This is a genomic window from [Chlorobium] sp. 445, assembly GCA_002763895.1.
Taxonomy (GTDB): domain Bacteria; phylum Bacteroidota; class Chlorobiia; order Chlorobiales; family Thermochlorobacteraceae; genus Thermochlorobacter.
Map to the genome: position 1 here is coordinate 1 of NSLH01000034.1, position 24,674 is coordinate 24,674.

At 48.0% G+C, this 24,674-nt stretch carries 19 protein-coding genes, 1 tRNA gene and 3 pseudogenes; 14 read left to right on the top strand and 9 right to left on the bottom strand.

Going from position 1 to position 24,674, the window contains the following annotated elements; genetic code table 11:
- Positions 1-454: hypothetical protein (locus CMR00_11025; protein ID PIO47300.1), on the top strand; the 454-nt coding region annotated here is incomplete at its 5' end.
- Between the two features lie 139 nt (positions 455-593).
- Positions 594-1,268, top strand: a complete 675-nt coding sequence (locus CMR00_11030) for a hypothetical protein (protein PIO47301.1) — start codon at positions 594-596, stop codon at positions 1,266-1,268.
- On the opposite strand, the gene CMR00_11035 is transcribed toward CMR00_11030, so the two are convergent.
- From CMR00_11035 to CMR00_11050, 4 genes and pseudogenes are all read right to left on the bottom strand, one after another.
- Complete coding sequence (locus CMR00_11035; protein ID PIO47302.1) at positions 1,263-2,222, bottom strand: hypothetical protein; 960 nt, start codon at positions 2,220-2,222, stop codon at positions 1,263-1,265. The two genes, CMR00_11030 and CMR00_11035, sit on opposite strands and share 6 nt — an antisense overlap.
- 46 nt (positions 2,223-2,268) lie before the next feature.
- Positions 2,269-5,116: pseudogene (locus CMR00_11040) on the bottom strand (valine--tRNA ligase).
- A gap of 132 nt (positions 5,117-5,248) precedes the next feature.
- Complete coding sequence (argH, locus tag CMR00_11045; GenBank protein ID PIO47303.1) at positions 5,249-6,733, bottom strand: argininosuccinate lyase; 1,485 nt, start codon at positions 6,731-6,733, stop codon at positions 5,249-5,251.
- Between the two features lie 120 nt (positions 6,734-6,853).
- Positions 6,854-7,087, bottom strand: a complete 234-nt coding sequence (locus tag CMR00_11050; protein ID PIO47304.1) for a hypothetical protein — start codon at positions 7,085-7,087, stop codon at positions 6,854-6,856.
- Between the two features lie 64 nt (positions 7,088-7,151).
- On the opposite strand from CMR00_11050, the gene CMR00_11055 reads away from it, so the two are divergent.
- The 6 genes and pseudogenes from CMR00_11055 (at position 7,152) to CMR00_11080 (ending at position 11,835) form a co-directional block, all read left to right on the top strand.
- A complete protein-coding gene (locus CMR00_11055) occupies positions 7,152-9,119 on the top strand; it encodes a threonine--tRNA ligase (GenBank protein PIO47305.1) in 1,968 nt (655 codons plus the stop codon).
- 113 nt (positions 9,120-9,232) lie between these two features.
- A pseudogene (locus CMR00_11060) lies at positions 9,233-9,900 on the top strand (translation initiation factor IF-3).
- An 18-nt stretch (positions 9,901-9,918) separates the two neighbouring features.
- The gene (locus tag CMR00_11065; GenBank protein PIO47306.1) at positions 9,919-10,113 is read left to right on the top strand and encodes a 50S ribosomal protein L35; all 195 of its coding nucleotides are present in this window, start codon (positions 9,919-9,921) and stop codon (positions 10,111-10,113) included.
- A 34-nt stretch (positions 10,114-10,147) separates the two neighbouring features.
- Complete coding sequence (locus CMR00_11070; GenBank protein ID PIO47307.1) at positions 10,148-10,495, top strand: 50S ribosomal protein L20; 348 nt, start codon at positions 10,148-10,150, stop codon at positions 10,493-10,495.
- 11 nt (positions 10,496-10,506) lie between these two features.
- Entirely contained in the window at positions 10,507-11,559 is a 1,053-nt protein-coding gene (locus CMR00_11075) for a phenylalanine--tRNA ligase subunit alpha (protein ID PIO47308.1), read from the top strand.
- A 3-nt stretch (positions 11,560-11,562) separates the two neighbouring features.
- Positions 11,563-11,835 (top strand): hypothetical protein, encoded by a 273-nt coding sequence (locus CMR00_11080; GenBank protein PIO47309.1) that lies wholly within the window; start codon positions 11,563-11,565, stop codon positions 11,833-11,835.
- On the opposite strand, the pseudogene CMR00_11085 reads toward CMR00_11080, so the two are convergent.
- Positions 11,832-14,020 (bottom strand): annotated as a pseudogene (locus tag CMR00_11085) (ATP-dependent DNA helicase PcrA). The gene CMR00_11080 and the pseudogene CMR00_11085 sit on opposite strands and share 4 nt — an antisense overlap.
- A gap of 218 nt (positions 14,021-14,238) precedes the next feature.
- Here CMR00_11085 and CMR00_11090 point away from each other — a divergent pair.
- From CMR00_11090 to CMR00_11105, 4 genes are all read left to right on the top strand, one after another.
- Positions 14,239-15,546 (top strand): thymidine phosphorylase, encoded by a 1,308-nt coding sequence (locus CMR00_11090; GenBank protein PIO47318.1) that lies wholly within the window; start codon positions 14,239-14,241, stop codon positions 15,544-15,546.
- 87 nt (positions 15,547-15,633) lie between these two features.
- On the top strand, positions 15,634-17,259 hold the full coding sequence (locus tag CMR00_11095; GenBank protein PIO47310.1) for a hypothetical protein: 1,626 nt from the start codon (positions 15,634-15,636) through the stop codon (positions 17,257-17,259).
- Positions 17,260-17,275: 16 nt separating this feature from the next.
- On the top strand, positions 17,276-18,232 hold the full coding sequence (locus CMR00_11100) for a serine dehydratase (GenBank protein ID PIO47311.1): 957 nt from the start codon (positions 17,276-17,278) through the stop codon (positions 18,230-18,232).
- An 89-nt stretch (positions 18,233-18,321) separates the two neighbouring features.
- Positions 18,322-19,635 carry an NADH-quinone oxidoreductase subunit D gene (locus CMR00_11105; GenBank protein PIO47312.1) on the top strand — a complete coding sequence of 438 codons (1,314 nt, stop codon included), beginning with the start codon at positions 18,322-18,324 and terminating at the stop codon, positions 19,633-19,635.
- A 28-nt stretch (positions 19,636-19,663) separates the two neighbouring features.
- Here CMR00_11105 and CMR00_11110 read toward each other — a convergent pair.
- A tRNA-Cys gene (locus CMR00_11110) sits at positions 19,664-19,738 on the bottom strand.
- A gap of 57 nt (positions 19,739-19,795) precedes the next feature.
- Between CMR00_11110 and CMR00_11115 the strand changes: the two genes are divergently transcribed.
- Positions 19,796-20,245, top strand: a complete 450-nt coding sequence (locus CMR00_11115) for a hypothetical protein (GenBank protein PIO47313.1) — start codon at positions 19,796-19,798, stop codon at positions 20,243-20,245.
- Between the two features lie 396 nt (positions 20,246-20,641).
- Positions 20,642-22,756, top strand: coding sequence for a methionine--tRNA ligase (locus CMR00_11120; GenBank protein ID PIO47314.1), 2,115 nt, complete (start codon positions 20,642-20,644; stop codon positions 22,754-22,756).
- Between the two features lie 29 nt (positions 22,757-22,785).
- On the opposite strand, the gene CMR00_11125 is transcribed toward CMR00_11120, so the two are convergent.
- The 3 genes from CMR00_11125 to CMR00_11135 all read right to left on the bottom strand — a co-directional run.
- Positions 22,786-23,553: a 4Fe-4S ferredoxin gene (locus tag CMR00_11125; GenBank protein PIO47315.1), complete on the bottom strand. Its 768-nt coding sequence runs from the start codon at positions 23,551-23,553 to the stop codon at positions 22,786-22,788.
- A gap of 65 nt (positions 23,554-23,618) precedes the next feature.
- Positions 23,619-24,302: a hypothetical protein gene (locus tag CMR00_11130; GenBank protein ID PIO47316.1), complete on the bottom strand. Its 684-nt coding sequence runs from the start codon at positions 24,300-24,302 to the stop codon at positions 23,619-23,621.
- A 35-nt stretch (positions 24,303-24,337) separates the two neighbouring features.
- Positions 24,338-24,674, bottom strand: a 337-nt coding sequence (locus CMR00_11135) for a hypothetical protein (protein PIO47317.1), incomplete at its 5' end; no start/stop codon positions are given.

Below are 24,674 nucleotides of genomic sequence, written 5' to 3' on the forward strand. Positions count from 1 at the left end.
AGGCGAAGCATTAGCCGAGAAATGTTTGGAGATTTGGGCATACTTTGGCAAGCAAAACATTCAAGAGCAAGTCTCAACAGACACCGAGCGGGCTTACACCTTTGAGACAATGCGCAACGGCGACTTCTTGACGGGTGAAGTACTCGAGCTGTTTGAAGATTTGCAAGATAGGGTGCTGAGTTTGGCAGGTGTTGAAGAAGATGTCTTAAAGAACTGTATCACCTATCGGGCAAAAGGCAGAGCCTTTCTTTCCGTTGTTCCACAACGTTCGGGGTTGAAACTCTATCTCAACTTACCGCTTCAAGAAGTCAGACAATACGCTTTCTGCCGAGATGTGAGCAAGGTAGGGCATTGGGGCACAGGCGATGTGGAAGTTAAGCTGAAAGACTTTTCAGACATTGATCGAACGATGCCCTTGATAGAACAAGCCTACCAGTATCAAGTTGTTGCTTGAAGTTAGCTTGTTTGAGTATGCGTTTAGCAAGACCTTCAGCGGCATTGTGTGCATTTGTAAGTGCCGCATTACTAGAGATGCAATAGATATTTGCACATTGCTCGTCCTTGCGATACATTTACAGTCAAAGTAGAGTACTATGCTGTTATCTTTTCCTACTTGGGTGGTTCACATTTCTTCAATGGTAGAGTGGGTAGTTGCGTCTATCTTGCTCTACCGATATGGTAAGTTTATCGGTCGCAAGGATATTGAGCGCTTTGCGTTACTGATGCTTCCACATTGGTCTGGCGGGATGTGCGTCATTATTTATCATCTTACAGGGGATTCAGTTGAATTTTGGCTCAATGCTTCGAAGGTGATTAACTTATTTGGCAGCATTGCGTTGCTTTATGCTTCTATAAGTATTATTCTGCAGCCAAGCTCGAGAGCACCAGCAATTGCAAGTCTCAGTGGTGTGTTTTTGCTCCACGACAGTGGAGCCTCTCTGTCAGCTGCGATTTCTACCTATGCAATGCAACTTTCCAGCGCAGTTTATTTTCTTTTTCTTCTGTCGCTGCTTGTGCTGTATCGCAAGGACAAAACGGTCTTTTCGGGTCTTACCGTATTTGGCTTCTGGTTCGTGCTGGTGTTTGTAGCTGTTACGATTGTCTGCACACATTTTGCTGTCAATGTGCGCGGCTATCCTACCCTGACGCACGATGATGTGTTGCACGGTTTTGCAGAAAGTTTGCTCACGCTTAGCAATCTCATTATTGCCATAGGCATTGCACAAAAGTTCAAAGCGGCAAAACGTGCCTACGCTGCACACTCATAGACCAGCAACTTTGAGAATAAAGAGCACATAAATTACGAGGAAGAGCAATCCCTCCCAGCGCGAGACTTTCTTATCGAGTGTCAGTAAGTAGAAGAGCAGTGTGCCTACGCCGTACACTGGCAGGGGTAAGCGGAGAACTTCAGCGGGCACAATTATTGTACCGACAAGTGACCCAATGCCTGTAATTGCAAGGCTATTGAAAATGCATGATCCGAGGATATTACCGACCGCAATTTCGCCTTTGCCTTGGTGCGATGCAGTTGCGCTGATGACTGCTTCGGGAAGTGTTGTGCCAAAGGAGAGCACGGTTACAGAGACAATGGCTTTGCTAATCTGCAAGGCTTCGGCAATGTGCTCTAAGGCTTCAATGGTATAGTTTGCTCCAAAGTAAATGAAGACGCCACTTGCTACCAATATCCCAAGGTCTTGCGCGCGCACTTTGCCTTTGTTGCTGACCGTTTTGACGGATTCACTTAGCAAAATGTCTTGTTCGGTATTGCTCTCGCGTAGCAAGTAAAACATGTATGCAATGTATGCGCACAGTCCTAACACGCCCTCACTCAGTGTGATTTTTCCATCTATCATCATGAGCGACAGCAGAAACGCTGCACCCAAAAGATAATTGAGGTCAATCAGAATGTATTGATCGCCCAGATCGATTCTGCGCTTTGAGAACAGTGCTGACAGCGCCAGCACGAAATAAAGATTTGACACTGATGCACCAATCACATTACCTGATACAATTTCTGACGCTTCTTTGCTGATGGCTACCACCGCTGACACAAGTTCAGGTAGCGATGTCCCAACAGAGACAATAACCACGCCAACTGCGAAAGGCGACATGCCTAGCGCCAGTCCCACAACTTCCGCTGCATTGGTAAAAAATCTTGAAGCTGTAATGAGTGTGCTCAGACTGAGAACAAAAATGAATCCCCAAAGGAAAAGTTCTCCCATGCGTTGTCGTGGTCTGGTTTTTGTGCTTCAGGTTCAACTATGCTAGTTAGGCAAGGCTATGTGCACTGTCTTGAAGTTTTTTCAGCGTCAGTGTTGCCTCACTGAGTTTTTGCCGTTCTGCCTCAATGACTGCGGCGGGTGCGCGCAACAGAAAACTCTCGTTACTGAGTTTTGCCTCAATCTGGCGAATGTAGCTCAGTGTCTTTTCAATCTCTTTTGCAAGGCGCGCTTTTTCTTTTTCAAAATCAATTAGTCCTTCGAGCACGATGTAAATTTCCTGACCATTGACAATAGCAGAGGCAGCACCTTTGGGCTTCTTGAGGTCTGTACCGACCCTGAGCGTGATACGCGCAAGCCGTTCCATAAGTGCGGCTTGTTCTGCTAGCATCTTAGCCTCACGCTCGGAGGTCGCTTTAATCAGTGTATCAGCAATGAGCGACGGGGCAATGCCTAATGTGCTGCGCACACTGCGCACCTGAGTTACCACACCTTTGAGCACTTCAAACTGCGACTCTATCTCTAGCTGAATATGCGCTTCTACAGGCTGCGGAATTGCTTGTGTTGCAATGCTTTCATCTTTACGACGCGGTGCAAGGTTTTGCCAGAGCGCTTCAGTGATAAACGGCATAATCGGGTGCAGCATTGCTATGGCTGATTCAAAGACGAGTATTGCATGACAGAGCATTGCTTCACGCTCCTCTTGCAAGAGGCTCGACTGCAGTTTTACTTTGAGCATTTCCACAAACCAATCGCAGTAATCGCTCCAAATGAAGTCGTATGGAATTTTTGCTAGCTCGTTGATGCGAAATTGCGCCACCGCGCTGTGATACGCATGAAGTGTTGAAGAGAGGCGTGAAAATATCCACTGCTCTATTAGGTCGAGCGTTTTTTGTCTCGACCTGATTTAGCGCTAGTCTATGATAGCGTTGCGCAAATCTGTCAAGATCGCTGAACACTTCGCTGCGCTTCATCAATAGGAATCGTGCCGCATTCCAGATTTTGGTAGCAAAGTTTCGTCCTTGCTCCATTTGTGGTGTGTCTTGATCTTTGGTCACTTCCATGCGCACATCTTGACCTACCGGTGCAAGAAAAATTGTGGTAAAGCGCATAGCATCTGCACCATACTTTTCAATGACATCGAGTGGATTGGGAGAATTGCCAAGCGACTTAGACATTTTGCGCCCCAGTCCATCACGAATGATGCTGGTGAAATACACATTGCGGAAAGGTACATTGTTCTGGTAATAAGCCGTGCGCTTTTCTTTCGACCATTCTCCTTCGCTGAGAAAGAGTGCATGTCGCTCCTTATCACTTGCTCTGAAATACAATCCTGCCATAACCATGCGTGCGACCCAAAAGAAAATAATGTCTGGTCCGGTAACGAGTGTTGTGGTTGGATAAAACGCTTTGAAGTCATCAGTGTCCATAGTGTTTGTACCGTCCCAGCCTAATGTGGTAAGTGGCCATAGCCATGATGAAAACCATGTATCCAATACATCTTCATCCTGACGCAGTGAGGCTGGGCGCTGACCATACTTTTCGGCATAATACTTTTCTGCCTCATCGTGTGTTTGTGCTACGACGAACTTACCCTCATCATCGTACCAAGCAGGAATGCGATGCCCCCACCAGAGTTGACGTGAAATACACCAGTCTTGAATCTGTGTCATCCAATGCCGATAGGTATTTATCCATCGCTCGGGATAAAACTTGATGATGCCCATTTCGACAGCTTCTAAGGCAGGCTGCGCCAGTGGCTGCATCTTGACAAACCATTGCTCCGAGAGATAGGGCTCAACGACCACATCTGCACGCTCGGAATAGCCTACATTATGCGTGTAGTCTTCCGCTTTTTCAAGGTTGCCTTGTGCGCGCAGCACTTCTTCTGCTTTTTTTCGAGCAACAAATCTATCGAGACCCGAAAACTCACCGAAGCCTTGCTCAATCTTGCCCGTTTTGTCAATTGCGCAGATGAAGGGCAAGTGATGCCGTTGTCCGATTTGGTAATCATTTGCATCGTGGGCTGGCGTAATTTTTAGCGCACCTGTGCCAAATGCTGGATCGACATAGTCGTCAGCAATAATCGGAATTTCTCTTTTGGTCAGTGGCTCAATTACATATTTGCCAATCATCTCACGGTAGCGCTCATCGTGTGGATGGACAGCCACTGCCACATCAGCCAGCATGGTCTCTGGGCGAACTGTTGCAATCGTGATAAAGCGTTCGGGGTTGTCTTTCAAAAAGTAGCGCACATAATAGAGTTTATCGGTTTGTGTTTTCATGACGACTTCTTCATCGGAGAGCGCTGTTTGCGAGACCGGACACCAGTTGATGATGCGTTTGCCACGATAGATGAGTCCGTCGTTATAGAGTTTGATAAAAGCCAATATCACGGCTCTTGAGGCGCGCTCATCCATTGTAAAGAGGTTGCGTCGCCAATCAGCAGAGACACCCAGTCGACGCAGTTGCTTGAGAATGAGATCGCCATATTCATTGCGCCATTGCCAGACGCGCTCTAGGAATTTTTCGCGCCCTAAGTCGTAGCGTGTTTTTTTCTCTTTTCGCAGTTCTCGCTCTACACGCGTTTGCGTTGCAATCCCTGCATGATCGGTACCCGGTAACCACAGCGACTCATAGCCCATCATGCGGTGATAGCGAATCAAGATGTCTTGAATCGTGTGGTTTAGCACATGCCCCATTGTCAGCGAGCCTGTAATGTTCGGCGGCGGCATGAGAATACTAAACGCCTGCTTCTTGCCTTGTAAGACTGGTGCACTGTTTGCTTCGTAGATGCCCAGCATCTCGTAATGCTCCGACGCATAGCGCGCCTCGATGGTTTGGGGATTGTAGGTCTTGTCTAAAGATTCCTCTTTAAGCGTTGCGCTATCTGACATAGTGATGTGAAAAAAGCAATTGTTGTGTGATTATGATTTTCGCTAAAGCAAAAAATCTATGAGGAAGCAATAAACGTTTTTTTGTGCATTGCCCAATGCAGTGCTTTGGCTCAAGCGTGAGCACAAACAGGTTTAGCAGACTTTAGCGTCCTGTTTTCCGTTGTTTTGCAGCATGAGCCTGTCCGTTAGGAGCCAGACGCTCGCTCTTGCCCAGCACTTTTTCCAAAAGCGCAGCTGTGCTTTGACCGCTTTAGGTGAGGTTGAGCCTTCAGAGCGTTTGCGCGCTGGAGAATGTTCGGGGTTGAGATAGTCGAAGACATCTTGCTCAAAAGCAGGGGAGAATCTGTGCAGCACGTCCAGCGTCAGTTCATTCAAGAGCACGCGATGTTCTACAGCATGGCGAACAATTTGCGCAACAATTTCATGTGCTTCACGGAAGGGCACACCTTTCTTTGCCAGATAATCAGCAATGTCGGTTGCAGTAGAGTAATCTTGCAGTACAGCTGCTCGCATGACTTCAAGATTGAAGGTTGTTGCGCCAAGCATCGCCGTAAAAATTTTCAGACTTGCTGCTGTAGTCTCTGCTGCATCTAACATTGGAAATTTATCTTCTTGCATATCACGGTTGTAGGCAAGCGGCAGAGCTTTCATTGTGGTCAGCATGTTTATCAAGTCGCCGTAGACCCTGCCTGTTTTGCCGCGCACAAGTTCAGCCATATCAGGATTTTTCTTTTGCGGCATAATGCTGCTGCCGGTCGTGAAAGCATCACCAATTGTGATAAAGCGAAATTCTTGCGACGACCACAGCACAAATTCTTCTGCTAGCCTTGATAGGTGCATCATCACAATGGCGCATGTTGAGATAAACTCTATGACATAGTCGCGATCGCTTACGGAATCCATGCTATTGCGCGTGATGCCTGAAAAGCCCAGTAAAGCTGCACTGTAGCGGCGATCAATAGGATGCGGTGTGCCTGCCAGTGCTGCAGCACCGAGCGGCGAGACATTTAGCCGTCGCTGGCAATCTGCGTAGCGTGATTTATCGCGCTCAAACATTTCAACATACGCTAGCAAATGCTGTGAGAGCAAAATGGGCTGCGCACGCTGTAGATGGGTGTAACCCGGCATGAGTGCCCCAAAGTGTCTCTCGGCTTTCTCAAATAGCGCACGTTGAAATGCCGTCAGATGGTCCATGAGTTCAGTGATGCGCTGACGCAGATAAAGCCGCTCATCGGTTGCCACTTGGTCGTTGCGACTGCGTGCCGTGTGCAATTTGCCAGCCACACTACCGATAAGATCATGGAGCCGTCTTTCAATTGCCAAGTGAATATCTTCCTCTGCACTCTCAAAGGGAAATTTGCCCGTGTCTAATTCTTGCTCGATCTGACGCAAGCCTTGCGCAATCTGTTCCGCTTCCGATTTCTCAATAATTCCTTGTGCGCCCAGCATTGCCACATGTGCTAAACTGCCTCTGATGTCTTCTTTGTAGAGTTTGCAATCAAGCTCGAGTGATTTGGAAAATTCAAGGGCAAGGGCGTTCAACTCTTCAGTAAAGCCGCCACCCCAAAGTTTAGCGTTAGTGCGCGGGCGTGAATTTGACTTTTTCGGGCTTTGCATCAGCGATTAGCTTAATTTGTATTCGGCAAAAATAACGGGATTGCCCTACACTGCAAGCAATGTTTCTTACATCGCGCTATTTTCAAATTTGCACGCGGTGTTTTATCTTTGTTATTTACTTCACCAATCATTCGCTTTCTTAGCTGAAAGCGCGGGGCTGCGACTCTCCCGATGATTGATGAACAAACGACAAGCAGTCGCTGAATCGAGCGTTTGGGTAACCATGGTATCCTGCGTTTTGAACATAACGCAACCCTTCACGACGACGGCGGCTTCCGCCGTTGATTTACTAGCTTCTAGCTTTTTCAAACGCACACTTGGCTTCTTGCCAGCGCTCTTGTTATTGTCTTTCAAAAAATTTGAAACAGTCTGTCAAGCAAGGCTACTGTCTGAGACCCGAGAAAGGAAGCACAACATCATGTCTGAGATTCAACTTTTAACTGAACAAATTTCGCTTACGCTGCCTGATGGCTCGGTAAGACACTACCCGAAAGGCATCACAGGCAACGATGTTGCCAAGTCTATTGGCAAGAAACTCTATGAAGATGCGCTCGGTATCAAAGTCAATGGTAAGCTGCGCGATTTGAATTTGCCTATAGAAGAAGATGCCACTGTTGAAATTGTTACCTTCGACTCCGATGAAGGCAAAGAGCTATATTGGCACAGTTCAAGCCACCTGATGGCGCAAGCCATTGAGGAGCTTTTTCCGGGCACAAAATTCGGCGCTGGTCCTGCTATTGAAAACGGGTTCTACTACGATATTTCCTCGCCACATCGTTTCACTGAAGAAGATTTGCGCAAAATTGAAGAGCGCATGCTTGAGATTGCCCAGCGCGACCTTGTCATTACTCGTGAAGAACTTACACGCCAAGACGCCATTGAGTATTTCAAGACCAAACGCCTTGATCCCTACAAGGTTGAAATTCTTGAAGGCATCAGTGAGCCGATTGTCTCTATCTACCATCAAGGTGGCTTTACCGATCTTTGCACGGGTCCGCATCTGCCACGGACGTCTAAACTCAAAGCGGTGAAGCTGACGAGCATTTCTGCATCCTACTGGCGCGGCGACTCGAGCCGTGAGCAAATGCAACGCATCTACGGCATCTCATTTCCTTCGGAGAAACTCTTAAAGCAACACTTTGCGCAACTCGAAGAAGCCAAAAAGCGCGACCATCGCAAAATTGGTCAGGAAATGGAGCTCTTTCTTATCTCGCCCAAAGTTGGTAGCGGCTTGCCAATCTGGCTGCCCAAAGGCGCTATCATTCGACAGGAGCTCGAGAATTTTCTCAAAGATGAGCAGTTCAAGCGCGGCTATCAAGCCGTTTATACACCGCACATCGGTAGCATTGAGCTTTACAAGACTTCAGGGCATTATCCGTACTACAAAGACTCGCAATTTCCACCCATTACCTTCACCGATGAAACCGGCAAAGAAGAGCAATATCTTTTGAAACCCATGAACTGCCCGCATCATCATCAGATTTATAGTGCCAAGCCGCGCAGTTATCGCGATTTGCCTATTCGTCTTGCAGAGTTCGGCACCGTCTATCGCTATGAGCAGTCAGGTGAACTCAATGGGCTTACACGAGCGCGTGGTTTTACACAAGATGATTCGCATATCTATTGCCGTCAAGATCAGCTGCAAGATGAGATTTGCAATGTTATTGATCTGACGCAGATGGTTTTCTCTACGCTTGGTTTCAAGGATGTGCAGACGCGTCTTTCGTTTCGTGATAAATCCAACAAAGCTAAGTATGGCGGTAGCGATGAACTTTGGCAACAAGCTGAAAATGATGTGCGCGCCGCTGCTGAAAAAATGAAACTCAACTATTTCATTGGCATTGGTGAAGCCAGTTTTTACGGTCCCAAAATCGATTTTATTGTGCGCGATGCTATCGGACGCAAGTGGCAACTTGGCACCGTGCAAGTCGATTATGTGATGGCTGAGCGCTTCAAGCTCACTTACACAGGTAGCGATAACAAGGAGCATCGCCCTGTGATTATTCATCGTGCGCCATTTGGGTCTATGGAGCGCTTCATCGGGGTTTTGATCGAAAATTTCGCTGGCGATTTCCCCTTGTGGCTTGCCCCTGTCCAGGTTGCCGTGTTGCCTATCGTTGATGCGGTGAACGACTACGCTGCCGAAATTGCCGAACGGCTCAAAGCCGAGAAGATTCGTGCCGAACTTGACGAACGCAGCGAGAAAATTGGCAAAAAAATTCGCGATGCTGAAGTGAAAAAGATTCCATATATGTTCATCATTGGTGAAAAGGAAAAGGCAGGCAGCAGTGTCGCTGTGCGTCGACACAAGGAAGGCGACAAAGGCGCCATGCCGCTTACCGATGCCATCGCTATGCTGAAAGAGGAAATCCAAGCCAAACGATGAGTGCCTTGCAGAATATCTACGCCATGCAGTGGCTATCGCTTTCACAGCTGTGCTTGCCTGACCGATGCGCCGTTGATGGGAATTGAACAACCTGAAACTTTATCTTTGAACGAATGAGAGAAAATAAACGAGCACATCGCATCAATGAGGACATTCGGGTTCCCGAGGTGCGTGTCCTTTTTCCCGAAGGCGACCAGCGTGTGATGAAAACTGCAGAGGCATTGCGCGAAGCTAGAAAATTAGGCTTAGACCTCATTGAGATTCAGCCAAATGCGCAGCCGCCTGTCTGTCGCATCGCGGATTATGGCAAATTTCTCTACGAGATTGAAAAGAAAGAGAAAGAAGCCAAGAAAAAACCAAAACCTCTGAACTCAAAGAAGTGCGCTTCCACCCCAATACGGATAAGCACGACTTTGACTTCAAAGCGAAACACGCAGAAGAATTTTTACGCAAAGGCGATAAAGTGCGCGCCACAGTTGTCTTTCTCGGACGCGCTATTGTCTACAAGGAGCAGGGCTATCAACTTATTGATAGGCTCACCGAGCGCCTGAGCATTGTTGGCAAGCCTGAAGGACCACCGAAACTCGAGGGCAAAAATCTTTACATTTTCTATGTACCTGATAAGGCGAAGATTGAAGCGCTGGAACGCAAGTTGCAGAAAGAACGCGAAGAAGAGCAGCGGCTTTTAGAAGCTGAAAAAGCAGAGCGTCAGCGCAAAATGCAAGAATCGCAGCAAAAACGCGCCGAGCAAAACACCGAAAACACTGCATCGTCATCATAAATCCAAACCAATACAGACATGCCAAAAGTCAAAACTCACAGTTCAGCCAAGAAGCGGTTTAAAGTTACTGCGACTGGCAAAATTAAGCGCAAGCGCACGGGTATGCGCCACAATCTTTCGCAGAAGAGCACCAAGCGCAAGCGCAGGTTGCAGCAAGACACGCTTGTCTCGCCTGCTATGCATGATACTATTCAGCGCATGTTAGCAATATAATTTTTCAATAACCATAAACCACTGATTTCATACTATGCCAAGAGCAAAAAATGCTGTTGCTTCTCGCGCACGACGCAAACGCATCCTCAAAAAAGCCAAAGGATTTTGGGGCAAACGTGGCAATGTGCTGACGGTTGTCAAACATGCTGTCGATAAAGCCGCACAGTATCAATACCGTGATCGCAAAGTCAGAAAACGCAATTTCCGTGCCCTGTGGATCATGCGCATCAATGCAGCTGCACGTTTGCACGGCACCACTTACTCAAAACTCATTGCAGCCATGACCAAAAAGAATATCGCGATCAACCGCAAAGCCTTAGCAGAAATTGCCGTCAAAGATCCTGCAGCATTTGAAGCTGTTGTTAAAACTGCTTTAGCTTAATTTTTAGCGCAATGGATACGAAGACTGACACCAGCGAGCTACACAGCGCCATTGAACGCTTGCGCGCTGAAGTTGCTGCATTTGAGATCTGCGATAAAGCATCGCTCGAAGCCTATCGCCTCAAGTTCCTTGTCCGCAAAGGCAAGGTTGCCACACTCTTCGATGAGCTCAAGCATGTACCGCCTGAGCAGCGACCACATGTAGGCAAGTTGCTCAATGACCTCAAAGTTGCTGCAGAGTCAAAATTTGCGTCAGCCAAGGCAGCATTGGACGCCCACGACGTGCAACAAGCTCCCGCGCTCGATCTCACGCTGCCCGGACGTCGACGCTTTCTTGGCGCCGAGCACCCCGTCCAAAAAGTGCTCAGCGAAATGAAAGACATCTTCTTCAAAATGGGCTTTACGGAAGCTGTTGGACCTGAAATTGAGCGCGACGATTACAACTTTACCTTGCTCAATTTTCCAGATGATCATCCTGCGCGCGATATGCAGGACACGTTTTTCATTCGCAAAGGAGAAGGCGAAAATGTTGTGCTGCGCACGCATACTTCCCCCGTGCAGATTCGCACTATGCTCTCACAAAAACCGCCCATTCGCATCATTGCTCCTGGTAAGGTCTATCGCAATGAAGCTATCAGTGCGCGCAGTTACTGCGTCTTTCATCAACTCGAAGGACTCTATGTTGATAAGGGTGTAACCTTTGCCGACTTTAAAGCCACAATTTACTCCTTTGCCAAGCAGATGTTTGGCAGCGACGTCAAATTGCGTTTTCGACCGAGTTTCTTTCCCTTCACAGAGCCGTCTGCAGAAGTTGATGTTACCTGCTACCTCTGTGGCGGCAAAGGCTGCCGTGTTTGCAAGTATTCTGGCTGGCTTGAAATCATGGGCTGCGGCATGGTGCATCCAAATGTGCTGCGCAATTGCAACATCGATCCCGAGATTTACTCTGGCTACGCTTGGGGAATGGGCATTGAACGCACGACACTGTTGCGCTACAAAATTGATGATATTCGTTTGCTCTTTGAAAACGATTTGCGTATGCTCTCTCAATTTGAATCGCTATAAGTGATGAGCCAAGATACCCTTCAACTTCGTGAAAAAATTCGCAGCGTGATACGCTCAATTCCTGCACTGGCTCACTTTCAATTCCACGACTTTGAGTTCGTCTATGACCATCAGGAATCCATCCTGCATGTCGTCTTTGACGCTGAACAAGATGCTGACGATAGTGTTTTTCTTGAGGAATTTGGTGAAGCCGATGGCAACGTGCTTGTGCACACAGCACACGGGATTGTAGTAGGCTTTTCAATTCTTGACAGCGCCATTGGACGCTCGTCCTAGTCCAGTACGGTCAAGTTCGCAACTTTAATGATAAGTGTCTCGCAAGCCGTCCTAAAAAAAACTTTTGCCTTCGCCTCCTCACCGCTGCCCTGAAGCGCAATAATCTTGCCTGTGCCAAATTTATTGTGCTGCACCTTCATGCCTACAGCAAGTTTAGGCACACTTGGGTCTACTGCCTGCACCGTAGGCTTTACTGGCGTTTTTGTTTGTCTCTGCCAGTTCCGAGATTCTTGGAAGTCATCACACCTTTCAAGTTGACTGTATTGATCGCACTGAATGCGTTCTCGCTCTCTTTCATGGGCACGTACTTCGGAGAGGCGCTTATTAGCTTCAGTTTGCACAAGTTCGCCATCGAGTTCATCAATGAAGCGCGATTTAATGGCAGGCTGCGATGCCCCAGAGCGGTAGCGCGACTTTGCATAACTGACATAGAGTTTTTCTTTTGCCCGCGTGATAGCTACATAAAATAGCCGTCGTTCTTCTTCCAAATTTTTGGGTTCATCGGGGGAGAGCGGAAATAGCCGTTCCTCCAGCCCTGTTACAAACACGACTGGAAACTCTAAGCCTTTTGCAGCATGGATGGTCATCAGCGAGACCTTGTTGTCATCTTTGTCTTTATCTTCAAGTTCGTTGATAAGTGCGATATTTTGTAGAAATGTTTTAAGTGAGTTGTCGTCATTTTGCTCTGAGAATGTGCGTGCAAGTGAAAGGAATTCTTGCAGGTTGTCGTAGCGTGCATTGGTTTCAGCGGGGCCTTCCTCTTTGAGCCGCTCTAAGAGGCGCGTTTTTCATAAAGCGCACGCACGGTTTCGTACGCATCAGAGTTTTCAGCGATGTCTTTGAGCGATTCTATCAGCATACGAAACTCCGCAAGCGCCGCAATCAGACGCGCAGGTAAATCAGAATAAAACGCCGCGCGTTTGATTATATCGTAGAGCGAAGTCTGTTCTGCTTGAGCTAGTTGACGCAACTTTTGAATGCTGCTTTTACCGATGCCCCGCGTAGGCACATTGATAATGCGCTGCAGTGATTCTTCATCTTGTTCGTTGAGCAAAAACCGTAAGTAAGCTACTATATCTTTGATTTCTTTGCGCTTGTAGAATGAGACATTACCAAAGACTTGATAGGCAATGCCGTTTGCACGCAATGCATCTTCTAAGACGCGCGACTGCGCATTGGTGCGATAAAAAATCGCAATATCTTTATTTGAGATTCCACGCGTGAGTTTGAGGTTAAGAATGGCTTGTGCGACTTTGTCAGCTTCCTGTCGCTCATTTTCGCTAACCAACAGTGTGATAAGTTCACCTGTGGCGTTGCGCGTAAATAAGCGTTTTTCAAGTTGATGACGGTTGTGTTTGATTACGGCGTTCGCAGCGTTCAAGATAACTTGCGTGCTGCGGTAGTTTTCTTCGAGCCGCACAACCGTTACTCCAGGATAATCGCGTTCAAAATCAAGGATGTTGGAAATCTCTGCACCGCGCCACGAGTAAATTGATTGGGCATCATCACCGACTACGCAGATATTGCGATGTTTTTCTGCCAGCATCTTTGAGACGATATACTGCGCTCTATTGGTATCTTGGTATTCATCGATCATCAAGTATTTGAAGCGCGTTTGGTAGTGTTCAAGAATGTCTCGATGCTGCTGAAAAAGTTCAATGGTTTTGACGAGCAGATCATCAAAATCGAGAGCGTTATTGCGTTTGAGCCGTTCGGTGTAGCGTGTGTAAATGCGTGCAACTTGTTGCTCAGTAGACTTGAAGCGTGCAGATTTTTCCAAGTACTGATGCGGCAAAATGAACTTATTTTTTGCAGCACTGATGCGCGACTGCACCAACTGCGGCGAGAGAGATTGCACACTGATGCCAAGTTCGTCCATAATTTCTCTAATGATCCGCTGTGTATCGTCAGCATCGTAGATGGAGTAGTTTGAGCCAAAGCCCAGCAGCGGCGCATGCTGACGCAACAGTCGCGCAAAGTTGGAGTGAAATGTGCCAATCCAAAGCCCTTTCATGCTCTCAAGTTTGAGTAGTGCGCTAATGCGTTCTTTCATTTCATCAGCTGCACGGTTCGTAAAGGTCAGCGCCAAAATCTCTTGTGGATGCGCATAGCCCTTATTGATCAGATAAGCTAAGCGATAGGTAATCACGCGGGTTTTGCCGCTGCCTGCACCAGCGATAATCATCACTGGTCCTTGTGTTGTCTCGACAGCTTTTCGTTGTGCGGCGTTTAGCGAATCAAGTAGGTGTTCCAAGTCTCGTCTGTCAGTCTAATGGTGTGTGAAAGATTTTAATCAGTGTAAAGATAAAACTTTGCATTCAATTCAAACACAGCAGTGCAAACATCACTTGCACTGCACTTACCAGCTCACGAGCACGGGAGTGTATGTCGCGTAACATGATTATTAACCCAGTTGAACTCATTTGCAAAAAGCGCGATGGCACTGCGCTCACTGCCGACGAGATAAGCTATTTTTTTCGAGCGTATCTTAAAGGCAAAATCCCCGACTATCAAGTTGCTGCAATGTTGATGGCGATTTACTTTCGCGGACTTTCTGCTGATGAACTCTTCGCCCTCTGCGAGGTGATGATTCACAGCGGCAAGGTTGCCAATCTTTCCCAGATTCGTGCACCGAAAATCGACAAGCACTCGACGGGCGGCGTTGGCGACAAAACCTCGCTGATTCTTGCACCCGTTGTTGCCTCGCTTGGCGTTGCAGTGCCCATGATTTCAGGGCGCGGACTTGGACACACTGGTGGCACACTCGATAAACTTGAATCTATTCCGAATTTCAATGTATCGCTCTCACTTTCAAAATATCGCACGATGCTGCGCCAACACGGCTGCGCTTTGATTGGTCAAACTCCATCGCTTGCCCCTCTCGATAAGTTACTCTACGCGTTGCGCGATGTTACGGCAACAGTTGAATCGATTCCGCTCATTGCAGCAAGCATTATGTCCAAGAAAATTGCCTCTGGCTTAGATGGCTTAGTACTTGATGTGAAAACAGGCGCTGGAGCATTTATGAACGACCTTGCACGTTCACGCGAACTGGCAAACACACTTATTGCAATTGGACATCGCTATGGCAAGCGCGTCTCTGCTTTCATCACCGATATGAACGAACCGCTTGGATATGCTGTCGGAAATTGGCTCGAAGTCAAAGAGTGCATCGAGTGCTTGCAAGGGCGCCACATTCCTGACCTTTTGGAAGTTACGCTGGCACTCTCTGGCGAAATGTTGCGCCTAGGCGGCAAATGTCAGTCTCTGCAAGAAGGCATTGAACAGAGTCAGAGACAGTTGCACAACGGAAAGGCTTTTGAGAAGTTTCTCGAGATCTGCAAAGCACAAGGCGCCGATATTTCTTATCTGAAACATCCAGATAAATATCCCAAATCAAAATACCGTGAGGCAATCTGCGCACAACACAGCGGTTGGATAAAAACCATCAACGCGCTCGAGGTTGGTTTTTCTGCAACGCTCTTAGGCGCCAACCGCATCACGAAGGAAGATCGCGTTGAACCGAAGGCTGGCATTCTCTTTAGGAAAAAAGTCGGAGATAGTGTCAAATCAGGTGAAGTCATTGCCGAGATTTTTACAGACAAGAAGTCTGTCCTTGAGGCTGCAACCTCACGCTTAGCGCAGGCAATTGAGATTGACACCATGCCTATCCAGCCAGTCAAAAAAGTGTTAGAAGCTCTGTGTGATTGAGCATGCACGAAGATTGCAAAAGCCACAGGAATCTTTGTAAGTTGTCTCTTAACTTTCAATAGTTACACACACAGTAAAGGAGAGCCCATGATGATAAAGCAGATTTTGTGGTGCGCAATGACGATACTTTTAGCAGTGCATACGCTTGCTGCTAGAGATATAAATGTCTCAAATGTGCAGTTGCATCTTTCTTCCACGTCCAGTGAAAGTTACTACGCCACCGTTTCATGCGATATCTCGTGGAAAAATTCGTGGCGCGATGATGTAAATTGGGATGCGGCGTGGGTGTTTGTGAAGTATCAAACAAATGAGGGCATTTGGAAACATGCCACGCTTTCGACAACTCCAAGTGACTTTGTGTTGCCCGATGGTTTCATGCTAACCCCTTCACCAGATGGTAAAGGCATCTTCATCTTTCGTGCTGAACAAGGCAAAGGTGATGTGCATCTGAAAGGTGTGCACCTGCGCTGGCTCTATCGTCTTGATGGTATGGTCGTGCAGCCCAATTCTGCAGTGCGCGTCTTTGCCTTAGAGATGGTCTATGTGCCAGAAGGCGCCTTTCAACTCGGTGATGGCACACTGTTCAATGTAACAGGACATTTTACCGACCCCTTTCAAACGGTTTCGCGTACGAATCCTGAGCGCAAGGTCATGACATTCAGAGGCATTACACCTGCACCGTCACGACCCGAATTTCGAGAATCGTTGGTCTTGACCTCATCAGGTGTGAAGGATGTCTCCAAAGAAGAGACACGTGAGATCAGTCGCCCTGCACGCATTGAGAGCGAGCGTGAAATTCTTTTTGGCAATTCCACTGCGGACAACTTCGGCAACAGTCAAGGTAAAGGCATGCTGCTCAGCGATGATGTGCCGCGCGCATACCCCAGTGTTGCCATTTCTGAACACTTTCCGAAAGGCTTTGCAGCTTTTTACTGCATGAAGTATGAAATCAGTCAAGGCGAATATGCAGCTTTTCTCAACACACTCACGGATATCCAAGCCGCCAATCTTGCGCCTGAAGGGAGCGCCGAACATCGCTATACGATTCGTGCAGAGAACTTCAAGTTTACAGCCGCACACCCTGAGCGCGCATGCAACTACTTAGATTGGGGACGTGGTGCGGCATTTTTGGACTGGGCAGCGCTGCGTCCGATGACTGAATTGGAGTACGAAAAAGCCGCACGTGGTACGCGCACGGCTGCAGCTGGCGAATACGCTTGGGGCAAAGAGTCACCAATCCCTGTCGAGGATATCATAATAGATGAACACGGTCGTGAGCACATTCTACCTGAGCACGCTAACTGCAACTTCGGTATGAAGACTTTTTCAGATGGCTCTAAAGGCGCTTTGCCTTGCGGCTTTGCTGAACAGGGTAATCTCGGTCGCAAGGAACGCGGCGCCAGTTACTACGGCATTGCTGAACTTTCTGGTAACTTGTGGGAACAGTGCATTACAGTCGGCGACCCACAAGGTCGACGCTACAGCGCCTTGCACGGCGACGGAGAATTAGATTATGATGGCAGTGCGAACGTCGAGCGCTGGGCAACTGGCATCAATGGCATGGGCTATCGCGGCGGAAGTTGGAGCAATCAGTCATTTCGGCTACGCATCTCCGATCGGCAAGTTGCTGTGGGCGGGGCAGTAGCCAATACAACCGTTACGGCTGCAGCGTTAGGCTTTCGTGGTGTGCGCACCGCATCACCAATCAAGTAGTTAGTTACTTTTGTCTATGCAGAGCGTTCCAACCCTATCGGATATCCGTGCTGCTGCTGCTCGCATTGCACAGTATGCACACCGCACACCAGTGCTTACCAGTGAGAGCCTTAATCAGATGGTTGGCGCATCGCTTTTCTTCAAGTGTGAGAATTTTCAGAAAGTCGGTGCATTCAAATTTCGTGGGGCATGCAATGCAGTCTTTTCGCTCTCCGATGCTGATGCAGCGCGTGGCGTGGCCACACACTCTTCTGGCAATCATGCCGCAGCACTTGCTTTGGCAGCGCGCCTACGTGGCATTTCTGCCACAATTGTCATGCCGCATACCGCTCCACATATCAAAAAAATTGCCGTCGCAGGCTATGGCGGACGCATTATCTTCTCTGAACCTACACTCAAAGCGCGTGAAGAGACACTTGCAACTGAAGTCGAGAAAAGCGGCGCCACGCTTATTCATCCCTACAACGACTATCGTGTTATTGCAGGACAAGCTACTGCTGCACTTGAACTGCTCGAAGACATCGCAAATCTTGACCTTGTGCTGGCTCCCGTAGGCGGCGGTGGCTTAATCTCTGGCACTGCACTTGCCGTAACTTCACTTTCACCCCGCACCAAAGTTATTGCTGTAGAACCCGCAGGCGCTGACGATGCGTACCGCTCCATCAAAGAAGGTCGAATCGTACCCTCTATCAACCCTAAGACCATCGCTGACGGATTGCTGACTTCGCTTGGCGATAAAACCTTCCCAATTATCCGCGAAAAAGTTGCTGAAATTGTAACGGTTGCTGAAGACAGCATCGTGCAAGCGATGCGCTATATCTGGGAGCGCATGAAAATTATCATAGAGCCCTCATGTGCTGTACCTTTTGCCGCTTTACTCGAAGGCAAGATGAACATCAGTGGCAAACGCGTCGGTATCATACTCACCGGTGGCAATGTGGATTTGGATCGCTTGCCTTGGCAGCGTGATTAAACGTCTTCACCACTTGTGCTATTTTTCTGAACGGTTAGATTAACTAACTTTGTTTTTATTCTATCTTCAAATTTGAACCTTCAGGGAGTATGAAGCACGCATCTGAACTTGTCGAAGGCATTGAAATGCTGGCAAAACCGCAATTAGACCCATCTACACGGCTGCAAGAGCGCCGCAAAATTTATGCGGCTCTCGAGGACCGCGACACCACGATTATGGTCGATGACGATGATCCATTAGAATCCAAGATGGTGCTCAACATGGGACCTTCGCACCCCGCCACGCATGGGGTTTTGCGCGTTGCCTTGAAGCTGGATGGCGAGACTGTCGTTGCTGCTGTGCCTGAGCTCGGCTACCTGCACCGTGCTATGGAAAAACTTGCAGAAAACAAGACCTATCACGAGTGGATGCCTTATACAGACCGGCTCGACTACATGTCGCCATACTCAAACAACACAGCCCTCTGTCTTGCTGTCGAGAAATTAGGCGATTTCAAAGTACCAGAGCGTGCACAATACATTCGCACGATTGCCTGCGAACTTGCGCGCATTTCTTCACACCTGCTCTCCATTGGATCGATGCTCATGGATAGCGGCGCGGTTACAATGTTTCTCTACACCTTCGAGGAGCGTGAGCATATCTATAACATCTTCGATTTGCTCACAGGTGCGCGTTTTACTATCTCGCACTGCCGCATTGGTGGTGTTGCTAGCGATATCTCGCACGAGTGTGTTTCCTACATCAAAGATTGGCTACCTGCATTTAAGCGCAAAGTTGCAGAATGGCGCAAATTGATGGAACGCAATCGCATTTTCATTGAACGTGTTGAAGGCGTTGGTTATATCTCTAAACAAGATGCAATTGATTTAGGTCTGACAGGTCCTAACCTGCGCGCTTCAGGCGTGAATTATGACATTCGGCGCGCTGAGCCTTACATGATTTACGACCGTTTTGAGTTTGAGGTCCCTGTTTTGGAGAATGGCGATTGCTTTGCGCGCTATCAACTGCGGATGATGGAAATACAAGAGAGCGTAAAAATTATTGAGCAAGCGCTGCGTCAACTTCCGCGTGGCGATGTGCGCATCGACAATGCCAAGCAAGCTTATCCATGGAAAGGAGAAATCTATCACTCCATGGAAGCACTTATTCACGATTTCATGATTACGCATGAAGGTTTGCAATTGCCAAAAGGCGAAATCTATCATGCCATTGAAGCTCCAAAAGGTGAACTTGGCTTCTACATTCAATCCGATGGTAGTGGCTACCCATGGCGACTTAAAATCCGCAGCCCTTCATTCTGCAATTTGCAGGCTTTACCGCACCTTATTGAAGGGGGTCTCCTTGCCGATGTGGTTGTCGTTATCGGCTCTATTGACCCTGTGATGGGTGAGGCAGATAAGTGAGCACGAATCAAAGAGTCTGAAAAAAGTTTTGAGGCGGGAGCCGGAATCGAACCGGCGAATAAAGGTTTTGCAGACCTCTGCCTTACCACTTGGCTATCCCGCCGATATCTGAAAGGTAAAAACAAAGATACCGAAAAAAGCGTTTTTGTCCAACGTAGCTATGCGACACACCGCATTGCCTCAGAAAATGAACATTACGACACAAACTACGCTTTCTGCCACATTTCTTGTGCTCTTTAGCGGGCTTTTTGCCTTGCTTACAGCTTGCCGTGACCCGCAGCCGACACAACCGCTGACCCGCCCAATCCTGCTTTCAGATACAACTTGGCAACTTGTCTCATTTACTTCTTCAAACCCAGAAATCACAGCCGATGTCGGCTCACGCATGCGCTTTAACCTCAACGGCACCGTGCAATTTACTTCTTCGCGCGGGGATACCAGCTCTGGCACCTGGCGGCTCGTCAGCGGCGGCAATGAACTTGAACTTACTACTGCTGACACCGTTACCGTCTCTGAAATTCTCGAACTTACCTCCACAAGCCTTCGCTTGCGCCGACGCATCCCACCAAATGCGACGCTCGTTACCAACTATGCAGCGGTAGCGCGATAAAACTGCACTCTGCACTATTTGTGCGCAGCGCAGACATTTCCCTTTTTTGTTGCTCTAACTCCAGTTTAGTGCCGCAAGGAAAGCACACTTTTGCAAATACACCACGCAGAATTTGATTAAATTGTACCCAAAACGCTGACCCTGTTTAGCCATGCATAATAGTAATTGGAAGCTCTGCTCACAGCTATCCGCAGTGCGAGGCGCAACATAACTTCTCACTTGAGACTACAAGCACCATTTGAACAAATGGCGATTTAATTATGTTGTTATCTTAGGTGAAGTGAGCAGACCATATCACCATATTTGTTGCTCAATGAATTTGTGAATTGGATTAACTTCTCGCTTCTCAATTCCTGTTTCTTTTGATGTAAAATTTCCCGTCAAGCTATCAGTTCTATGTCAACATCAAACGCTAACACCTTCAAACGCACGCTCGTTACCACAGCTCTTCCTTATGCCAACGGTCCATTGCATCTTGGGCATCTGACTGGCACTTATATTCCTGCCGATATTTTCGTGCGCTACAAACGCTTGCGCGGTGAAGATATTCTTCACATTGGCGGCAGCGATGAACACGGCGTTCCAATTACAATTCAAGCTGATAAAGAAGGGGTTTCCCCGAAAGATATTGTCGATCGCTACCATGCTCTGCACCGCGCTGTTCTTAAAAAACTTAACATTGCTATCGATAACTTTTCGCGCACATCACTGCCGATTCATCACCAAACCACACAAGAATTTTTTCTTGACTTTGAGCGGCGCGGCATTCTGACAAAGAAACTTGAACAGCAATTTTATGATGAAGCAAAAAATCAATTCTTGCCCGACCGCTATGTTGTAGGCGAGTGCCCTGTGTGCCACTATCCTGAAGCTAACGGCGACCAATGCGAAAACTGCGGCACGTATCTCTCCGCTACCGAACTTATTAACCCGAAAAGTAAACTCTCTGGCAAGACGCCCGTTCTGAAAGAAACACTCCACTGGTATTTCCCGCTTGGCAAGTACCAAGACTTCGTAGAAGAGCTGGTCTCAAAGCACGAACATGACTGGCGCCCGAATGTGGTCAATTATGCACGCACTTGGCTCAAGCAAGGTTTGGGGGAGCGCGCCATCACACGCGATTTGAGTTGGGGCGTGCCAGTCCCATTAGATTCCGATGAAGCAAAAGGTAAAGTGATTTATGTGTGGTTCGATGCCGTTCTGGGCTATATCTCTTCAACGAAAGAATGGGCACAGCAGCAAGGACAGCCTGAAAAGTGGCGCGAGTATTGGCAACACAAGGACACACGGCTCATTCACTTTATCGGCAAAGATAATGTTGTCTTTCACGCGATTATGTTTCCAGCAATGCTCAAAGCGTGGAATGAGGCTCATCCCGAAGCGCAGTATGTGATTGTCGATAATATCCCAGCATCGGAGTTTATCAATATCGAGGGCAAGAAATTTTCAAAGTCGCGTGGCTACGCCGTGTATGCGCATGAGTTTTTGGAGAAATTTCCTGCCGACACGCTGCGCTACATTCTTGCTGTGAATTATCCTGAAAACCGCGACAGCGATTTTAGTTGGAAAGATTTTCAAAATCGCGTGAATGGTGAACTTGCTGATACACTTGGCAATTTTGTCAAGCGCGCCGTGGATTTCACGAACTCAAAGTTTGAGGGCATTGTGCCTGCCAATTGCTCACCTTACGAATGGAACAGCATTGGAATAGATTGGCAGAAAACCTTTGACGAGTTAGAGCATGCCTTCGAGGGCTTTCACATCCGTGAAGCAGCCTTTCAAGCCATGGAACTGGCACGCATAGCAAATAAATTTCTTACGGACCAAGCCCCTTGGAAAACCTACAAGACCGACCTTGAACAATCTGCCAAAGCTATTTCCCTCTCGCTCAATCTTTGTCATAGCCTTGCAATTATCTTCTCACCGATTTTGCCCGATGCTTGTGACCACATTTTCAAGATGCTGAACCTTGATGAGCGCAACTGGGAAAATGCAAAGCAGCCAAAACTTCAAGCAGGACACAGACTTTCAGGCACTTCGATAGCCTTGTTCCGAAAAATTGAGGACAAGGACATTGCGCCTGAATTAGAAAAGATCGAGCGACTGGTGCAAGAGGCTGCAGAGAAAGAGCGCGCAAAAGCGATACAAGAGCACACGACTCAAACAACTATTCCCAACCTTAAACCTACAATTACGATTGAAGATTTCGAGAAACTTGACTTGCGCGTTGCAACTGTCATCGCTGCTGAAAAAGTCCCTCGCGCTGATAAACTCTTGAAACTCACGCTGAAACTTGGCCATGAAGAGCGTGTCATTCTTGCAGGAATTGCTGAGCATTACACGCCCGAGGAGATGATTGGCAAAAATGTTGTTGTCGTTGCTAATCTTGCACCTCGTAAAATGCGCGGCATTGAGTCGCAAGGTATGCTCTTAGCGGTTACAGGTTCAGATGGCAAGGTTCATGTCGTTGAACCTACAGGCGAAGGCATCAATGGCATGCCCGTAAAGTAGTAACAACAAGCTGTTCTTCTACGCTGTACTCAATGCTTTTGCGGCGTTGTAAATGCGTAATCAATTGCTTTTTGCTTGCAGCTATCGACACATGTTCCACAGAGCACACATTCGGGGTGTTCCAAACGCCCTGATTGTACCATCTGCGCCACATTAAGACTCATTGGGCAATTGCGCGTGCACACCTCACATTTGACGCATTTGTCGGGTGTGACTGCAAGACGCAGCGCTGGCAGATGCAACGTATTGCTCACCTTTCGTCCAATTACCATAAAGGGCGACATCCAACAGATACGATGACAAGCCGCGCGCCGCCCTGCAATCAACGCTGTAGAAAAAAACACCACTAACACAGTGTAATAGACAATGTAGCCGCTAGTATCACCAACGGACACACCGCTGTGCGTACGGTAGAAAAAGTCTACACGTTCATAGCCTCCTGCAAAGAAGGCGACGAGCGCTAAGGAGGTAATCCAGGGTATCCAAATTGCCCATCGTATCCAGTCACGGGGTTTTTCCAATCGCTTGTCATTGACAGCAAACAGCATTTCCTGCAGCGCTGCACCAGGGCAGAGCCAACCGCACCAGACTCGTCCAAAAATGAGCGACAAAAACAACAGTGCGGAAAAGACAATAAAACTACCATTGATTAGTCGCTCTGAGGTTCCCTCAAAAATCAAGGCAGGGGAGAAGTAGTAGAGCGTAACTGGCCAGAGCAGCAGTGCCACAAGCAGCAAGGCTTTGCGAATGCTTTGACGCATGACTAGCGCACGCATTGGTTTCATTTTCGCCTTCATTTTCCCATTCTCCTTTCTTACTTAATTGATGCACTGCAACTGGCGCACCACTTTGTTTAAGGTACTTAATGTTCAGTGACTTTCATATTCTCGACTTTAAGTTCAGTCGTCATGGCAATAAGAAATAGACCATGCACAGCGCCTACTGCTGCGCCTGCAATGAGCAGTGTTAATGCAATTGCAAGCCCAACTGCAAGTGCTGAAGTCGATGCAAAAGCCATGTCCATGCCTCCGAAAATGATGGGCATACCGACCAGCCAGGCGAGACTATTCGCTGGAAACCACCATGTTGCGCGTGCCACGTATTTCTTCAGCACGAGCCACTGTGGAAATGCAAGCACGATACCCAAGATGAATCCCATTGCGCCGCCTAGGAGCATCATGATAGCAAGTGGCGGTTCAGCAGCAGGCGTACCGCTTGTTTGTTCGCCAAGCGACATCAGTGTGCTTGGCACAATGCCTAAGAGCCATGCACAAAGTGCACCCCAGAGCGTCGCAAGCACCCACTCCTTCAAAACGATAGGCAATGCAATTCGCATCGCTTGCCACTGCGCAAGTCCTACCACTGTGCCTTCAATCGCTCCTGTCAATACTGTAGCACCAGCAAGCAGTAGAACCGCACTTACAGAGCTGGGTTCGCCTATCGCATTGAACACCAGAAATCCGAGGCTGAACGTTGTGCCTAATCCAATGAGTTCTCCGAGTGCATTTGCTGCAACCCATCGTTGCCAAAGCGTCAGCTTGTTCATGCTTACCCCCACCGTGATTTAATATGACTACTTGACTATTTGCCAAAACAATAGACAACTCCCAAGGTGCCGTAGAACGGCATGATGCCTAAGTCAGGCAACATCTGTACTCCTGTCTCGCTTTGAAAGACTTGTAGCCCCAGATTGAGCGCAAGTGCCACTGCACCAATGTGATAGCCACCGCTTGCGCCGACTTGCCAAATCCACGCATTGGTGCGATACCAGCCATCTTGCAGCGCATCACTCATGTTTGGTGCATCAGCATAACGATCGTTGAATGCACGTCGAGCATAGTCGCTGTGAGCAATATGCGTTGCTAATTTATACTGTCCACCAATCCAGAGATTTGCAAACCAATTTTCAGCACGATAA

Bases quoted from the DNA above. Each gene is read 5' to 3' on its own strand.
- CMR00_11030 (PIO47301.1), top strand. From the start codon at position 594: ATGCTGTTATCTTTTCCTACTTGGGTGGTTCACATTTCTTCAATGGTA.
- CMR00_11035 (PIO47302.1), bottom strand. From the start codon at position 2,222: ATGGGAGAACTTTTCCTTTGGGGATTCATTTTTGTTCTCAGTCTGAGC.
- argH (PIO47303.1), bottom strand. From the start codon at position 6,733: ATGCAAAGCCCGAAAAAGTCAAATTCACGCCCGCGCACTAACGCTAAA.
- CMR00_11055 (PIO47305.1), top strand. From the start codon at position 7,152: ATGTCTGAGATTCAACTTTTAACTGAACAAATTTCGCTTACGCTGCCT.
- CMR00_11065 (PIO47306.1), top strand. From the start codon at position 9,919: ATGCCAAAAGTCAAAACTCACAGTTCAGCCAAGAAGCGGTTTAAAGTT.
- CMR00_11070 (PIO47307.1), top strand. From the start codon at position 10,148: ATGCCAAGAGCAAAAAATGCTGTTGCTTCTCGCGCACGACGCAAACGC.
- CMR00_11075 (PIO47308.1), top strand. From the start codon at position 10,507: ATGGATACGAAGACTGACACCAGCGAGCTACACAGCGCCATTGAACGC.
- CMR00_11080 (PIO47309.1), top strand. From the start codon at position 11,563: ATGAGCCAAGATACCCTTCAACTTCGTGAAAAAATTCGCAGCGTGATA.
- CMR00_11095 (PIO47310.1), top strand. From the start codon at position 15,634: ATGATGATAAAGCAGATTTTGTGGTGCGCAATGACGATACTTTTAGCA.
- CMR00_11100 (PIO47311.1), top strand. From the start codon at position 17,276: ATGCAGAGCGTTCCAACCCTATCGGATATCCGTGCTGCTGCTGCTCGC.
- CMR00_11105 (PIO47312.1), top strand. From the start codon at position 18,322: ATGAAGCACGCATCTGAACTTGTCGAAGGCATTGAAATGCTGGCAAAA.
- CMR00_11115 (PIO47313.1), top strand. From the start codon at position 19,796: ATGCGACACACCGCATTGCCTCAGAAAATGAACATTACGACACAAACT.
- CMR00_11120 (PIO47314.1), top strand. From the start codon at position 20,642: ATGTCAACATCAAACGCTAACACCTTCAAACGCACGCTCGTTACCACA.
- CMR00_11125 (PIO47315.1), bottom strand. From the start codon at position 23,553: ATGAAGGCGAAAATGAAACCAATGCGTGCGCTAGTCATGCGTCAAAGC.
- CMR00_11130 (PIO47316.1), bottom strand. From the start codon at position 24,302: ATGAACAAGCTGACGCTTTGGCAACGATGGGTTGCAGCAAATGCACTC.